General features: G+C 73.4%; 13 protein-coding genes. 7 read left to right on the top strand and 6 right to left on the bottom strand.

Annotation, left to right across the window (positions count from 1 at the left end):
- Nucleotides 1-7: 7 nt before the first annotated feature.
- From OG867_RS24525 to rsmH, 3 genes are all read right to left on the bottom strand, one after another.
- Complete coding sequence (locus OG867_RS24525) at nt 8-1,981, bottom strand: peptidoglycan D,D-transpeptidase FtsI family protein (RefSeq protein WP_406288496.1); 1,974 nt, start codon at nt 1,979-1,981, stop codon at nt 8-10.
- A gap of 4 nt (nt 1,982-1,985) precedes the next feature.
- A complete protein-coding gene (locus OG867_RS24520; RefSeq protein ID WP_328904292.1) occupies nt 1,986-2,453 on the bottom strand; it encodes a cell division protein FtsL in 468 nt (155 codons plus the stop codon).
- Nucleotides 2,454-2,547: 94 nt separating this feature from the next.
- The gene (rsmH, locus tag OG867_RS24515; protein WP_406288493.1) at nt 2,548-3,513 is read right to left on the bottom strand and encodes a 16S rRNA (cytosine(1402)-N(4))-methyltransferase RsmH; all 966 of its coding nucleotides are present in this window, start codon (nt 3,511-3,513) and stop codon (nt 2,548-2,550) included.
- 377 nt (nt 3,514-3,890) lie between these two features.
- Between rsmH and OG867_RS24510 the strand changes: the two genes are divergently transcribed.
- From OG867_RS24510 to OG867_RS24495, 4 genes are all read left to right on the top strand, one after another.
- Complete coding sequence (locus OG867_RS24510; RefSeq protein ID WP_406288490.1) at nt 3,891-4,421, top strand: beta-class carbonic anhydrase; 531 nt, start codon at nt 3,891-3,893, stop codon at nt 4,419-4,421.
- A 259-nt stretch (nt 4,422-4,680) separates the two neighbouring features.
- On the top strand, nt 4,681-5,730 hold the full coding sequence (locus tag OG867_RS24505) for a MoxR family ATPase (protein WP_328899764.1): 1,050 nt from the start codon (nt 4,681-4,683) through the stop codon (nt 5,728-5,730).
- Nucleotides 5,730-7,100, top strand: a complete 1,371-nt coding sequence (locus tag OG867_RS24500; protein WP_406288487.1) for a DUF58 domain-containing protein — start codon at nt 5,730-5,732, stop codon at nt 7,098-7,100. Before OG867_RS24505 ends, OG867_RS24500 begins: the two co-directional genes overlap by 1 nt.
- 10 nt (nt 7,101-7,110) lie before the next feature.
- Nucleotides 7,111-9,522, top strand: a complete 2,412-nt coding sequence (locus OG867_RS24495; RefSeq protein ID WP_406288485.1) for a DUF3488 and DUF4129 domain-containing transglutaminase family protein — start codon at nt 7,111-7,113, stop codon at nt 9,520-9,522.
- 91 nt (nt 9,523-9,613) lie between these two features.
- Here the strand turns inward: OG867_RS24495 and OG867_RS24490 are convergent, their stop codons facing one another.
- The 3 genes from OG867_RS24490 to OG867_RS24480 all read right to left on the bottom strand — a co-directional run bounded on the left by OG867_RS24490 (nt 9,614) and on the right by OG867_RS24480 (nt 11,677).
- Complete coding sequence (locus OG867_RS24490) at nt 9,614-10,012, bottom strand: DUF3040 domain-containing protein (protein ID WP_328899767.1); 399 nt, start codon at nt 10,010-10,012, stop codon at nt 9,614-9,616.
- 281 nt (nt 10,013-10,293) lie between these two features.
- Entirely contained in the window at nt 10,294-11,052 is a 759-nt protein-coding gene (locus OG867_RS24485; protein ID WP_328899768.1) for a methyltransferase, read from the bottom strand.
- Nucleotides 11,053-11,149: 97 nt separating this feature from the next.
- Nucleotides 11,150-11,677, bottom strand: a complete 528-nt coding sequence (locus OG867_RS24480; RefSeq protein WP_328899769.1) for an SAV_6107 family HEPN domain-containing protein — start codon at nt 11,675-11,677, stop codon at nt 11,150-11,152.
- Between the two features lie 166 nt (nt 11,678-11,843).
- Here OG867_RS24480 and OG867_RS24475 point away from each other — a divergent pair, with 166 nt between their 5' ends.
- From OG867_RS24475 to OG867_RS24465, 3 genes are read left to right on the top strand one after another with little or no spacing between them, the layout of a single operon-like run.
- Nucleotides 11,844-12,611, top strand: coding sequence for an ATP-binding cassette domain-containing protein (locus tag OG867_RS24475; protein ID WP_406288482.1), 768 nt, complete (start codon nt 11,844-11,846; stop codon nt 12,609-12,611).
- Entirely contained in the window at nt 12,583-14,670 is a 2,088-nt protein-coding gene (locus OG867_RS24470; protein WP_406288480.1) for a YhgE/Pip family protein, read from the top strand. Before OG867_RS24475 ends, OG867_RS24470 begins: the two co-directional genes overlap by 29 nt.
- Nucleotides 14,671-14,699: 29 nt before the next feature.
- Nucleotides 14,700-15,311 carry a TetR/AcrR family transcriptional regulator gene (locus OG867_RS24465; RefSeq protein WP_073864598.1) on the top strand — a complete coding sequence of 204 codons (612 nt, stop codon included), beginning with the start codon at nt 14,700-14,702 and terminating at the stop codon, nt 15,309-15,311.
- Nucleotides 15,312-15,436: the final 125 nt, after the last annotated feature.

Here is a 15,436-nt window from a genome sequence, read left to right as displayed (position 1 = left end):
CGCGCGTTCACTCGCCGGTTCCGAAGAACACCGGCAGCTTGGCCGGCGCGTGGCCGGACGGGGGTGTCTGGAGCGTCTTGAGGGCGAATTCCATGACCTGTTTGTAGATGGGCCCGCAGGTCTGGCCGCCGAAGTGGCTGCCCTTGGTGGGGTTCTGGATCGCGCAGTAGACGGTGACCTGGGGGTCGTCGGCGGGCGCGAACCCGGCGAAGGAGGCGGTGTAGCCGTGGTAGCCGCCGCGCACGGGGTCGACGCGGTTGGCGGTGCCGGTCTTGCCCGCGACCCGGTAGCCGGGGATCTGGGCCTTGGTGCCGGTGCCCTCCTGGTCGGCGACCACCGATTCGAGCATGGTGGCGAGCGTCTTCGCGGTCTTCTCGCTGACCACGCGCGTCTGTTCGGGCGCCTCGGCCGGGGTGAAGCGGCCGTCCGGACCCTTGGTGCCGCGTACGAGCGTCGGCTGGATCCGTACGCCTCCGTTGGCGACGGTCGAGTAGATCGAGGCGGCCTGCATCGCGTTGAGGGAGAGGCCCTGGCCGAACGGGATCGTGTACTGCTGCGAGGTGGACCAGTCCTGCGGCTTGGCGAGGAGGCCGGGCGTCTCGCCGGGGTAGTCGAGCCCGGTGGGCGATCCGATGCCGAATTTCCTCAGATAGGAGTACAGCACCTTGTTCGCCTGAGACTGTGTCCTGCCCAGTTGGCCGGTGGCCATGATGGTGCCGATGTTGCTGGACTTGGCGAGCACACCGTTGAGCGTCAGCTGCCAGGTGGCGTGGTCGATGTCGTCCTTGAAGAGGCGGTCGCCCCGGTGCAGCCGGTTGGGGACCGTGACGTGTGTGAGGGGCGTGGCGGCGCCTTCTTCGAGGACGGCGGCCATGGACATCACCTTGCTGGTGGAGCCGGGCTCGTAGACGTCCTGGAGGGCCGCGTTGCCGAGCGAGGCGGCGTCGGCCTGGGAGAGGTCGTTGGGGTCGAAGCCGGGGGCGTTGGCCATGGCGAGGACCTCGCCGGTGCGGGTGTTCTGCACGATGACGTAGCCGCGGTCGGCCTTGGACTCCGTCACCTGTTCCGAGATGGCCTTCTGGGCGGCCCACTGGATGTCGCGGTCGATGGTCAGCTCGATGTCGGAGCCGGGGACCGCGGGGACCTCCTTGGTGCCCGCCGTGGGCACCCTGCGGCCGCCGGACTGGGCGTACTTGATGGTGCCGTCCTCGCCCGCGAGCTCCTTGTCGAGCTGGGATTCGAGGCCGCCGGCGCCCTTGCCCTCGGCGTTGACGTAACCCAGTATCCCGGCGGCCAGGGTGCCGTTGGGGTAGACCCGCTTGGTGGTGCCCTCCTGGAAGACGCCCGCCAGCACGTTGGCGCCGGGCCCGCCGGCCGCCTTGTCCTTGGCGGCCTTCTCGGCGAAGGCGGACTTGAGGTCCTTGATCTGCTTCCAGACCTGCGGGGTCTGCCTGCGCGCCAGGACCGCGTACCGGCTCTTCGGCTTGGAGAGTTTCCCGACCAGTCCGTCCGCGTCGACGTCGAGGATCGGCGCGAGCAGGGCGGCGGCCTGCTGGGGGGCGTCGGGTGCCTTGCTGTCGGCCGGCGTGAACATCTTGGGGTCGGCCGTGATGTCGTACGCGTCCACGCTGGTGGCCAGCGCGATGCCGCTGCGGTCGGTGATCTCACCGCGCTCCGCGGCGACCGTGTAGCTCAGGTAGCGGTTGGTCTCGGCCTTCGCGGCGTACGCGTGCGCGTCGACGGCCTGGACCTGGAGGAGCCGTACGACGAACGCGATCATGACGAGCGTCAGGGCGAGGCTGACCAGCCGCAGCCGGGGGCGCGGGCTGCCCAGCCGCAGCGGCCGCCGGGAGCGGGCGCGCTGAGCGGCGGACGGGGACCGCCGCCGCTGCTGGGGGCGGGGGCGGCCGGACGCAGCAGCGGCGTTACGGGGACGCGCAGGGCCGGGTACCCGGCGGCGCGGCGGTTCCTTGGGGGGCACTGCGTCACCTGCCGGGGCTCGTGGAGGGCTGGGCTGCCGGTGTGCCGGAGGGCGTGGGCCCGGTGGGCCCGGGCGCCGGGGTGACGGCGGCCGTTCCGGTGGGGGTGGGTGTCGGCGTGGGGGTCGGCGTGCTCGGCGGGGGCGCGACGACCGGGGCCGGAGCGGCCTTGGACGGGACGCCCCGGACCTTGCCGTCGGGGTCGAGGAAGGCGGGGCTGCCTCCGGGGGCCATGCCCAGCTCACGGGCGCGGCGGGCCAGGGCGTCGGGCTCGAAGGAGGCGTCGACGTCGCGCTGGAGGGCCTGCTGCTCGTCGGTGAGTTCGGTGGTCCGCTTCTTCAGCTCGCTCAGTTCGAAGGAGCCCTCGTTGAGCGCGGAGTTGAGCAGCAGCAGCGTGATCAGGCCGCCGCCGAGGAGCACCACGACCAGCAGGACGAACGGGGTCCGGGCCGCGGTGCTCGGCCCGGCGGGCATCAGCCGGGTGAGCCGTGCGACGCGTCCCTTCGACTGCCCGGCCGGTTTGCTCACCGCGCCGCTCCGTCCCCGGCGCGCGCGGCCGTCCGCCGGCTCACCGCTCGTCCTCGCGGATGCGCTGGGCGCCGCGCAGCCGGGCGGGGGCGGCGCGGCGGTTCTCCGCGACCTCCTCCTCGGTGGGGAGTTCGGCGCCCCGGGTGAGGAGCTTCAGCCGGGGCTGGTAGCGCTCGGGGACGACGGGCAGGCCGTGCGGGGCGGTGTTGGCGGCGCCCGCCGCGAGGACCTGCTTCACGAGCCGGTCCTCCAGGGACTGGTACGAGAGGACCGCGATGCGCCCGCCGACGGCGAGGGCGGCGACGGCGGCCGGAATGGCCCGCTCCAGGACGGTGAGCTCTCCGTTGACCTCGATGCGCAGGGCCTGGAAGGTGCGCTTGGCGGGGTTGCCCCCGGTGCGCATGGCGGCCTGCGGCAGGGCCTCGCGGATGAGTTCGACCAGCCGGGCGCTGTTGGTGAAGGGCTCCTTCTCGCGCTCGCGCACGACGGCGGAGACGATGCGCTTGGCCTGCTTCTCCTCGCCGTACGCGCGCAGGATGCGCACCAGTTCGCCCGGCGGGTAGGTGTTGAGGACCTCGGCGGCGCTGACGCCGGTCGTCTGGTCCATGCGCATGTCGAGCGGTGCGTCGCGGGCGTAGGCGAAGCCCCGGTCGGACTCGTCCAGCTGCATCGAGGAGACGCCGAGGTCGAACAGGATGCCCTGCACCTTGGGGATGCCGAGCCGGTCGAGCACCTCGGGCAGTTCGTCGTAGACGGCGTGCACCAGGGTCGCGCGGTCGCCGTAGGGGGCGAGCCGCTCGCCGGAGAGGCGCAGGGCCTCCTTGTCCCGGTCGAGGGCGATCAGCCGGGCGGTGGGGAAGGCGGAAAGCAGCGCCTCGCTGTGGCCGCCGAGGCCGAGGGTGCAGTCGACCACCACGGGGGGTTGCGGGCCCGGGGCCTCCAGAGCCGGTGCCAACAGGTCCAGGCATCGCTGGAGCATCACCGGGACGTGTCGGGTCTGGCTCATGCGCCCTCTCAGGCTCAGCTCCCGGTGGCGGGACGTACGGCCTGGTCCCCGCCCGCTCGCGAAGGGGAGGTCCGCCGACGCCGGGGAAGGGGCGTCAGCCGACCGGCGAGCGGGAGAGGGCCGGGCCGTACGTACGCCGCGCACACGGGTAAAAGTTCGAAATGTGCAGGGTGTCGGTAACTTCCCGTCACTTTAGTCCACCCTGCCACTCGATCGATTCCCGATCAATCAACCCGACAGCGCGTCGGCCGTCGCGCGTTCACCCGCACGGGTGGCCGGAGGCGGGCTTGTGGATTACCTCACAACAAGCACTGTTGACGTTTTTTGTCCGCTTCCCTCTCGCCCGGGGGCCGGTGGTGAGGGCTAACGTCTTGAGCATGTCGACTTCCGCGCACTCCCCCGCCTCCACCCCCACCGTCACCGACCGCCTGGTCGAGGCGAACGGCCGTTACGCAGCAGATTTCAAGGACCCCGGCATGGACGCCAAGCCGGTGCTCCAGGTCGCCGTGGTCGCCTGCATGGACGCCCGTCTCGACCTGCACAAGGCCCTCGGCCTCGCACTGGGCGACTGCCACACCATCCGCAACGCGGGCGGTGTGGTCACCGACGACGTCATCCGGTCGCTGGCGATCAGTCAGCGGGCCCTGGGCACCCGCAGCATCGTCCTGATCCACCACACGGGCTGCGGCATGGAGTCGATCACGGAGGACTTCCGCCAGGAGCTGGAGCACGAGGTCGGCCAGCGGCCGTCCTGGGCCGTCGAGGCGTACACCGACGCCGACCAGGACGTGCGGCAGTCGATGCAGCGGGCCCGCACCTCGCCGTTCCTCAAGCACACCGACGACGTGCGCGGTTTTGTCTTCGACGTGACCACCGGCAAGCTGCGTGAGGTCCTGCCCGTCTCCTGACCGAAGGCCCGAGTGGTCCCGGACCACCACCTTCCGGTGACGAAATCCTCACCCAATCCGACATATCGCCCCCGGTTGTCCACAGGCGAGTGACACGAAGCGGTAACGGCAACAAGAATGCGTGAGTGACACCCCGCCGGACCCCGTCCGGCGCGGTGTCGGCAATTCGGGGTGGGCCGGGCCGTACGAGGGCGCCGGCCCGTGACTGGGGAATCCCCTTGCTCCTGGTGAGCGTGGGGCGGGGCCGAGGAGGGCCGGGGTGACGACCTATGACGATCGAGCGAGCCTCACAGATCTGACCACCACCGTGGATCGGGTGCGCAGGTCGATGGAGGCCGTGATCGAGGGCAAGCCCGAGGTCGTGCGGCTCTCGCTGACCGTGCTGCTCGCGGAGGGGCACCTCCTGATCGAGGACGTCCCGGGTGTGGGCAAGACCATGCTGGCCAAGGCGCTGGCCCGGTCCGTCGACTGCTCGGTGCGGCGCATCCAATTCACGCCCGACCTGCTGCCCTCGGACATCACCGGTGTGTCGATCTACGACCAGCAGCGCCGGGACTTCGAGTTCAAGCCCGGCGCGATCTTCGCGCAGGTCGTGATCGGCGACGAGATCAACCGCGCCTCCCCGAAGACCCAGTCCGCGCTCCTGGAGTCGATGGAGGAGCGCCAGGTCACCATCGACGGGCACAGCTACGAGCTGCCCGACCCCTTCATGGTCGTGGCGACGCAGAACCCGGTGGAGATGGAGGGCACGTATCCGCTGCCCGAGGCCCAGCGCGACCGGTTCATGGCCCGGGTGTCGATCGGCTATCCCAGCGCGGAGGCCGAGCTCCGGATGCTCGACGTGCACGGCGGCGTCTCGCCGCTGGACGACCTCCAGCCCGTGGCACACGCGCACGACATCGTGAAGCTGATCGAGGCGGTCCGCGCGGTCCACGTCGCCGAGGCCGTCCGCAGATACGCGGTCCAGCTCGTCGCGGCCACCCGCGTCCACCCCGACCTCCGGCTCGGCGCCTCGCCGCGCGCCACGCTGCACCTGCTGCGCGCCGCCAAGGCGTCCGCCGCGCTGACCGGCCGGGACTACTGCCTGCCGGACGACGTGCAGGCCCTGGCCTGCGCGGTGCTCGCCCACCGGCTGCTGCCCACCGCGCAGGCCCAGCTCAACCGCCGCACCGCCGAGCAGGTGGTGCTGGAGATCCTTCAGCAGACCCCGGTGCCCACGGCCTCCGGCGGGTCCGGTGCCCCCGCCCCCGCGTATCCGGCGGGCCCGGCGTACGGCGGAGGGCAGCAGCCCGGCGCGCGGCGTCCGTGATGGCCGCGTCGGGGCCCGTCGCGATGGACGGCGGCGACGACAAGGGCGGGCTGCGGGCCGCGTTCGGCGGCCTGACGACCCGTGGCCGGTCCTTTCTCGCGGCCGGGATCGCGGCGGCGGTCTGCGCCTATGTGCTGGGCCAGGGCGACCTGCTGCGGGTCGGGCTGCTGCTCGCCGTGCTGCCGCTGGTGTCGGTGACGGTGCTCCACCGGACCCGCTACCGGGTCACGGGCACCCGCAGGCTCGCCCCCTCGCGCGTCCCGGCGGGCTCCGAGGCCCGCGTTCACCTGCGCATGGACAACGTCTCGCGGCTGCCCACGGGTCTGCTGATGCTCCAGGACCGGGTGCCGTACGTGCTCGGGCCGCGGCCCCGGTTCGTGCTGGACCGGGTGGAGGCGGGCGGGCGCCGCGAGGTGTCCTACCGGGTCCGGTCCGACCTGCGCGGGCGCTATCCGCTCGGCCCGCTGCAACTGCGGCTGAGCGACCCCTTCGGCATGTGCGAGCTGACCCGCTCGTTCAGCGCCCACGACACCCTGGTCGTGGTCCCCCGCACCGAACCGCTGCCGCCCGTGCCGCTGGCCGGTGAGTCCTCCGGATACGGCGAGGGCCGCCAGCGGTCCCTGGCGCTGGCCGGTGACGACGACGTGATCCCGCGCGGTTACCGCTACGGGGACGATCTGCGCCGGGTCCACTGGCGCTCCACCGCGCGCTACGGGGAGCTGATGGTGCGCCGCGAGGAGCAGCCGCAGCGCGCCCGGTGCACGGTTCTGCTGGACACCCGCCGGACCGCCTACCGGGGGGCGGGGCCGGACTCCGCGTTCGAGTGGGCCGTCTCCGGGGCGGCGTCCGCGCTGGTGCACATGCTGGAGCGCGGCTTCGCGGTCCGGTTGCTGACGGACGCGGGGAACGCGGTGCCGGGCGAGGGCGAGGGCGGTTTCGCCGGCGCCACCCAGGCCACCGCGGACGCGGCGGGGCTGATGATGGACACCCTCGCGGAGATCGGGCACTCCGACGGCGGGGGCCTCTCCCGCGCCCACGACGTGCTGCGCGGGGGCGGCGAGGGACTGCTGATCGCCTTCCTGGGCGATCTGGACGAGGAGCAGACGGGGATGGCCGCCCGGATGCGGCAGCGCAGCGGCGGGGCCGTGGCCTTCGTCCTGGACAGCGCCGCCTGGGTGAACGGCGAGTCGCCCGCCACCCGAGAGGCGGCGGAACATCGACTGCGGCTGCTGCGCGAGGCGGGGTGGACGGTGGTGCCGGTGGAGCCCGGCGCACGGCTGGCCGAGCTGTGGCAGCTGGCGGGCCGGCACGGTGCGGTGGCCGGGTCCGGCGGAGCGGCCGGTCCGGCGGGATTCGGGAGTTGGTCATGAGGGGGCGGTCATGAGCGGTCGGGGCAGGCTGGCGCTGGCCGCCTTCGCGGCGACGCTGATGGCGTCCTGTTCGATGCTGCCGCTGGTGGACCCGGTGAGCTGGATCGTGCAGGCGGCTTTCCTGCTGGCCGTGCAGTGCGGGGTGGGGGTGCTGGGCCGCCGGGTGCCGTTGCCCCGGCTGCTGACGGCCGCCGCCCAGGCGCTGGTCATGGTGGTGCTGCTGACCGTGGCGTTCGCCCGGGAGCAGGCGGTGGCGGGCGTGCTACCCGGACCGCAGGCCGTGCGGCAGCTCGTGGACCTGCTGACCACCGGCGGGGAGGACGTCGGGCAGTACGCGATCCCGGCGCCGGCGACCCCGGGCATCCGGCTGATGCTGGTGGGCGGTGTCCTGCTGGTCGGGCTGCTGGTGGACACGCTGGCGGTCACGTTCCGCGGCGCCGCGCCCGCCGGGCTGCCTCTGCTGGCGCTGTATTCGGTGGCCGCCGGGCTGGCGGAGGGCAGCGCGGGCTGGCTGTGGTTCCTCCTGGCCGCCTGCGGTTATCTGCTGCTCCTGCTGGCCGAGGGGCGCGACCGGCTCTCCCAGTGGGGCCGGGTCTTCGCGGGGGCCGCGCGGCCCCGGGGCTCTTCGTCCGCCGGGCTCGACACCACGGGGGGCGGCCGGGCGCTCGCCCCGGTGCGTACGGGGCGCCGGATCGGGGCGGTGGCCCTCGGGATCGCGCTGGTGGTGCCGGCGGCGCTGCCCGCGCTCGACGGCGGGCTGCTGGGCGGTACGGGCGGCGGGGGCGGCAAGGGGCGCGGAGGCGGCACGATCTCCGCGGTGAACCCGCTGGTCTCGCTCCAGGACAACCTCAACCAGCCGGATAACCGGCAGGTCATGTCGTACCGCACCAGCGCGAGCAGTCCGAGCGACTTCTATCTGCGCATCCTGGCCCTGGACCAGTTCAACGGGAACGAGTGGCGTGCCTCGACGCGCGGGCTCCAGGACGTGCCGAAGCGGCTGCCGGCCCCGGCCGGTCTCTCCTCGTCCGTCGCGGTCACGGAGATCAGGTCGACCGTCTCGGCTTCGGCGTCCTACAAGCAGACGTATCTGCCGCTGCCCTACCCGGCGTCCGAGGTGCGGGTGGGCGGCCGGTGGCGCTTCGAGCCGGAGGGGCGCACCCTCGTCGGTGACGACGGGGAGACCACCGGCGGCGCGCAGTACACGGTGACCAGCCTCGACGTGCAGCCGACGTCCGACCAGCTCGCCCACGCGGGCGCGGTGCCGCCGGACCTCCTGCGCGAGTACACGCAGGTGCCCGATTCGCTGCCGAAGGTCGTCGCGCGGACGGCCGACGAGGTCACGAAGGGGGCCGCCAACTCCTACGAGCGGGCGGTGAAGCTCCAGGACTACTTCTCGACCGACGGCGGGTTCAGGTACGACACCTCGGTCGACTCCGGTACGGGCAGCGCGGCCATCGCCCGCTTCCTGAAGGACAAGCAGGGCTTCTGCGTCCACTTCTCGTTCACGATGGCGGCGATGGCCCGGACGCTGGGCATCCCGGCCCGGGTCGCGGTGGGCTTCACGCCGGGCAGCGCGCAGGCGGACGGTTCGTACTCGGTCGGTCTGCGCGACGCGCACGCCTGGCCCGAGCTGTACTTCGAGGGGATCGGCTGGACGCGCTTCGAGCCGACGCCGACGCGGGGCTCCGTCCCGTCGTACACCCTGCCCGACGCGCCGACCGGTGACACGGCGGACCCGGCGCAGCCGGAGGCGGACGCCTCGGCGCCGGTCGCGGCCACGCCGTCCGCGTCGGAGAGCTGCCCGGCCCAGCTGCGCAAGCAGGGCGAGTGCGGGCAGTCGGCGGCGCCCGGTGCGGCCGCGCCGACGGACCCGGGGACGCCGACGGGCACCGTGCTGGGCGTGGCCGCCGCGGTGGTGCTCGTCCTGGTGCTGCCCCTGCTGCCGATGTTCTGGCGGCGGCGGGCGCGGGCCCGCCGCCTGGGTTCCTCGGGCGGCCGCACCCCCGCCGACGCGACCGCGCGGACGCTGGCGGCGTGGCGCGAGGTCACCGACACGGCGTGGGACCACGGCATTCCCCCGGACGAGGCGCTGACCCCGCGCCGGGCCGCCGAGCGGCTGGTGCGTCTGGGCCGGCTGGACACGGAGGCGGCGGACGCGGTGCACCGGGTCGCGGGAGCGGTGGAGCAGGCGCTCTACGCCCGCGAGCCGCAGCCGGCGTCGGGCCTCGCTGAGGACGCGCGGGCGGTACGGACCGGTCTGGGCCTGTCGGCCGGCCGCCCGGCCCGTCTCCGCGCGCTCCTTGCCCCCCGCTCGTCCGTACGGGTGGCCTGGGCCCTCTCCAGGCGCCGGGCGTCCCTGTCCGCCCGCTTCCGCTTCCCCCGCCCGGCGTGGAGCCGGCGCCCGTCCCGCCAGGAGGGCTGAGGGGGCCACCGTGCGGGCGCCCGAGGCGCCCGCACGCGTGAAGGGGCGGCCGCGTGATCGCGGCCGCCCCTTCAACTGAAGTGTTCTGTGCCTACTGTCCCTGCTCGTCGCGGCGGCGCTGCCACCGCTGTTCGATCCGGTTCATCACGGACCGGCGCTGGCGGGACTGCCTGCGGTCTCCCGCACCACCGCTGCGCACCGACTGCTGTTCGCCCGGCTTGGGCGCCTTGCGCCATCCCGTGACCGCGAGCACCGCGCAGCCCAGCATGACGAGGAAGCCCACCACGCTGATCCAGATCTGCTGAGCGACCATTCCGGCCATGAGGAGCGCGATACCCACCAGAAAGCCAGCGATCGCCTGGTAGACCCGTCGCCGGGTGTACGTACGCAGCCCACTTCCCTCGAGCGCTGTCGCGAACTTGGGATCTTCGGCGTACAGCGCTCGCTCCATTTGCTCGAGCATTCGCTGCTCGTGCTCCGAGAGCGGCACGGAGTCCTCCTCGTCGTCGGCCGCGGGGGGCGGCCGGTATGCGGCCCTTCCAGGATAGGCAGGGAATCGCCCCGGTGAAACCCGCCCTCATTGCCAAACAGCCAGTCCGGGCCGCCACGACGGCTCGGTTGTTGAGTTGATTCCCCAACCTCCGATCCGTCATGCCGGATGGTGTCCCCCGATCATACGGGGCCGGAGCGCCGAACGGGGCGGTCGGTGCGTACTCCGTCTGCCGCTGCGTCGCTGATCAGCCGCGCTCCCGCCGGTACCCCTCCGGGGGTTCAGCCCCGCTTGGTGCCCAGGACGTGCAGTTGGGTGGCCACGGAGTGGAACGCGGGCAGTTCGGCTGCGGCGGCCTCCAGCCGGAGCAGAGCCTCCATCGCGCCCGGCTCGGTGTCCACCAGGACCCCGGGCACGAGGTCGGCGAAGACCCGGACCCCGTGCACGGCGCCCACCTCGACGTCGGCGGCGGTGACCAGCTCGGCCAGCTGCTCGGCCGTGTACCGCCGGGGCATCGGGTCCCCGTCGCCCCACCGGCCCTCCGGGTCGCCCAGCGCGTGCCGCGCCTCGTTGAAGTGGCCGGCCAGCGCGCGGGCCAGGACGGCTCCGCCGAGCCCGGCGGCGAGCAGACTCAGCGCGCCGGCCGGACGGAGGGCCTCCACCGCGTGCCGTACGCCCTCTGCGGGGTCGTCCACGTACTCCAGGACGCCGTGGCAGAGCACCGCGTCGTAGCCCCCGCGCTCGACCACGTCGAACAGGCCGAGGATGTCGCCCTGCACCCCGTGCACCCGGTCGGCGACCCCGGCCTCGGCGGCCCGGCGCTCCAGCGCGAAGAGCGCGTTGGGGCTGGGGTCGACCACGGTGACCCGGTGGCCGAGCCGGGCGGCGGGCACCGCGAAGTTGCCCGTGCCGCCGCCGGTGTCCAGCACGTCCAGGGCGTCCCGGCCGGTCACCTTGACCCGTCGGTCGAGGGCGTCCTTCAGGACCTCCCAGACCACGGCGGTACGGAGGGAGGCACGGGGGCGCAGCGGGTCGGACACGGCAGTTGACTCCTCGGCACGGGCCGCCCGGGGGCGGAGCGTGAACAGCGCAGGTAACGGGTACCGCCCACCCTATGGCCTGGCGCCGCCCACGCGGTCACCCCGCGTCGGGCCGCTCCCCGCGCGGCTGGGGCAGCACCGGCTGGAGCACGAGCAGCCGTTCCACGAGGCGCAGGAACAGGGCGGCGTCGCGCAGCAGGTCGTCGGCCTGCCGCCGGCTGGCCGCGCCGGGTATGCCCGCCTCGGCGCGGGCCCGCCGGGCGGCGCCGGAGGCGAAGAGGGCGCTCCACTCGGCGAGCTCGGGGGCCAGCTCCGGAAGGATCTCCCAGGCGCTGCGGATCGGTTCCCTGCGCCGGCGCGCGGGCTCGGGGCGGGCCCGCGCGGCGAGGACCGCGGCCGCGGTGCGCAGGGCGGCGAGGTGAGCGGTGGCGTACCGCTCGTTGGGCACGGAGAGGACAGCTGCCTCGTCCAGGCCGGTGCGGGCCTGGGTGAGGAGATCGAGGGCGGCGGGCGGTGCGGTGGTGCGCCGGACGACGGGGTGGACATCGCGGGCCGGGCCGGTCGGTGAGGGAGCAGGGCCGTCTGCGCGGCGTCGCGGGGCGGCGGCTGCGGACGAGTGGGCCATGACAGAACCTCCTGTCTCGGTAACGGCTCTGTGGCCGTCTGTATCCATCGTGACGGCCCCCACTGACAATCGACCCTCACACTCCCCTGACCTGGGCTTTTGCTTCGATCGCAAGTTCGGGCTACTTTTTGAACTGACCAGTCAGTTCAAAAGAGGGGTGGGGTGCGTGGAGAGTCCGCACGGGGCGGCCGTCACCGCCGAGGATCTGGGGCTCGAAGGGCCGCGCGGCTGGGCCTTCCGGGGGGTGGGCTTCCGCGCGGACCCCGGTTCCCTGATCGCCGTCGAGGGCCCGTCCGGCTCCGGCCGCACCTGCCTGCTGCTCGCCCTCACCGGCCGTATGCGCCCCACCGAGGGCGAGGCCGCGACCGCCGGCCTCGCCCTGCCGCGCCGGGCCGCCGCCGTCCGCCGCGTCGCGGCCCTGGGTCCGGTGCCCGGGGTCAGCGAGCTGGACCCGGCGTTCACGGTCGCCGAGCACCTGCGCGAACGGGCCCTGCTCCTGCGCCGCTACGACGGCTCCCCGCGCGCCCTGCTGCGCCGGCCCCGTGAGCGGGCCGCCGCCGCCCGGGCCCGGATCGACGCCGCCCTGGCCGGCGCCGGGCTCGACCCCGCGACGCTGCCCAGGGCCGAGCGCACCGCCGTACGGGATCTGGAGCGGACCGAGGCGCTGCGGCTGTCCGTGGCCCTCGCGCTGATGGGCCGGCCCCGGCTGCTCGCGGTGGACGACACCGATCTGAAGCTGTCCGACGCCGAGCGGGCCGAGGTGTGGGAGCTGCTGCGCTCCGTGGCCGCCGCCGGCACCACCGTCCTGGCCGTCTGCAGCGAGGCCCCCGAGGGCGCCGTCACCGTACACACGGGCACCGCCCCGGACACCACCGAAGCCACCACGCACGAGGAGGAACCGGCCGATGCGTATCCCGAGACTGGCCGCGCTTGAGCTGAGGCGCTTCGGAAGGGGGCGGCTGCCGCGCGCCGCCCTCGCCGCGCTCCTGCTGCTCCCCCTGCTCTACGGCGCCCTGTACCTGTGGTCCTTCTGGGACCCGTACGGGCGCCTCGACCGCATCCCGGTCGCCCTGGTCAACGACGACAAGGGCGCCACCGCCGACGGCGAGCGCCTGGCGGCCGGCGATCGGATCACCGGCAAGCTCCTGGAGTCGAAGACCTTCGACTGGCACGAGGTGAGCGCCGAGGAAGCGGACCGGGGCGTCGAGGACGGCACGTACTACCTCTCGCTGCGCATGCCCGCGGACTTCAGCGCGCGCATCGCCTCCAGTGCCGGTGACTCCCCCGAGACCGGCGCGCTCCAGGTGCGTACCAACGACGCGAACAACTACATCGTCGGGCAGATATCCCGCACGGTGTTCTCCGAGGTCCGCACGGCCGCGTCCGCCAACGCCTCGCGCGGGTTCCTCGACCGGATCTTCATCAGCTTCTCCGACCTGCACGACCGGACGGCGAAGGCGGCCAAGGGCGCGGCCGACCTCAGGGACGGGACCGGCAAGGCGAAGAAGGGCTCGAAGGACCTCGCGGACGGGTTGGAGGACGCGAAGGCGGGCAGCAAGAAGCTGTCCGGCGGGATCGTGAAGCTCGACAAGGGCGCGGGCGACCTGGAGACCGGTTCTCGCCAGGTCGCCGACGGCACCCAGCTCCTCGCCGACAAGGTCAACGGGGTCGCCGCCGACGTGCGCCCGTTCCTGAAGGACAACGGAAAGGCCATCGGCGACACCGCCCGGCTGGTCGCCGACACGTCGAAGACCGTACGGGACAACCTGGACCTGCTCGTGAAGGCGGCGCCCACCGCCGCCACCGCCGCGCACACCGCCGCCGACGACCTCACCGATATCCACCGCACCCGCTGCGAGGAGCAGCCGGTCCCCGACCCCGCCGTCTGCCCGCCGCTGAAGCGGGCCGTGACAGCGGCGGACGACGTCGCCGCCGTGGCCGACGACGTGAACGCCCTGGTCAAGAACCAGAACGGGGACCTGAAGAAGCTCCGCACCCAGCTGACCACGCTGGAGAAGCAGGCGAAGGGACTCGCCGCCCGCTCCCCGCACCTGGACGAGGACCTGGAAGCCGCGGTCAGGAAGATCAACGCGCTGAACACCGGCGCGCACAAGGTCGCCACCGGCACGGACCGGCTGCACACCGGCCTGGGCACGGCGAAGACCGGCTCGTCCGACCTGGACACGGGCGTCGGCAGGCTCAAGAAGGGCGCCGACAGCCTCGACAAGGGCCTGGTCCGCCTGAAGGACGGGTCCACCACGCTCGCCCAGGGGCTCGGCGACGGCGTCGGCGAGATCCCCGACTACGGGAAGAAGGACCGCGACGCCCGTACGGAGGTCATGGCCGACCCCGTGCGACTGGCCTCGCAGTCGCTGCACTCCGCCCCGAACTACGGCACCGGCTTCGCGCCCTACTTCATCCCGCTCTCCCTCTGGGTCGGCGCGATGGTGGCGTACATGCTGATCCAGCCGCTCAGCGGGCGCGCCCTGGCCGCCGGGGCACCGGCCCGGCGGATCGCCCTCGCGGGCTGGCTGCCGGTGGCCGGGGTCGGGCTGCTCCAGACGGCCGCGCTGATGTCCGTCCTGCACTGGGGCCCCGGCCTGGACATGGCGCACACCGCCGGGACGCTCGGCTTCCTGGCGCTGGTCACCTGCTGCTTCGCGGCGATCGTGCAGTGGCTGAACGCCTGCTTCGGCGCGGCGGGGCGCATCCTCGTCCTCGCGTTGCTGATGCTCCAGCTGACCTCGGCCGGCGGCACCTACCCCGTCCAGACCAGTCCCGGCTTCTTCAACGCGATCCACCCGTACCTGCCGATGAGCTACGTCGTGGAGGGGCTGCGCCGGCTCATCACGGGCGGCGGGCTCGGCCCGGTCTGGCAGGGCTGCGCGGTGCTCGCGGCCTTCACCGCCGGGGCGCTCGCGCTGACCGCCCTGTCGGCCCGCCGCAAGCAGATGTGGACACTGGAGCGGCTGCATCCGGAGCTGAGCCTGTGACCGTGCCGGGACCTGTGAGAATCAGGTCCATGGAAAGCAGTAGCAGCACGCGCCGCCAGGCCACCCGGCAGAGGCTCTACGAAGCGGCCGTCACCCTCATCGCCGAGAAGGGCTTCTCGGCGACCACGGTGGACGAGATCGCCGACCGGGCCGGGGTCGCCAAGGGCACGGTCTACTACAACTTCAAGAGCAAGACCGAGCTCTTCGAGGAGCTGCTGCGCCACGGCGTCGGGCTGCTCACCTCCTCGCTGCGCGCGGCGGCCGAGGAGACCGGCGCCCGAGGCGGCAGCCGGGTCGAGGCGCTGGACGCCATGATCCGGGCCGGTCTGGTCTTCATCGACCGCTACCCGGCCTTCACCCAGCTGTACGTGGCCGAGCTCTGGCGCACCAACCGCGCCTGGCAGTCCACCCTGCTGGTGGTGCGCCGCGAGGCGGTCGCCGTGGTGGAGGGCGTCATCGCGGAAGGCGTGGCGAACGGCGAGCTGAGCGAGGAGATCGACGTGCCCCTGACGGCGGCGGCGCTCGTCGGGATGGTGCTGGTGGCGGCGCTCGACTGGCAGGCGTTCCAGCCGGAGCGCTCGATCGACGACGTGCACTCGGCGCTGTCCCTGCTGCTGCGCGGCCGCGTCAGCGGACACTGAACACCCCGTACGCACGAAGGCGCCGGTCGCGCGTGGCCCGTCCCCCGAGCCCGCCCGACCGGCGCCTTCCGTGCTGCCGGAGGACCCTCCCCCGTGACCCCGTGTCCCCCGTGGTCCCGAAGTCC

It is taken from the genome of Streptomyces sp. NBC_00209, from assembly GCF_045206345.1.
Classification (GTDB): Bacteria; Actinomycetota; Actinomycetes; order Streptomycetales; family Streptomycetaceae; genus Streptomyces.
Note: the sequence above shows the minus strand (reverse complement) of the source record. Positions and strands in the feature narration are given on the sequence as shown.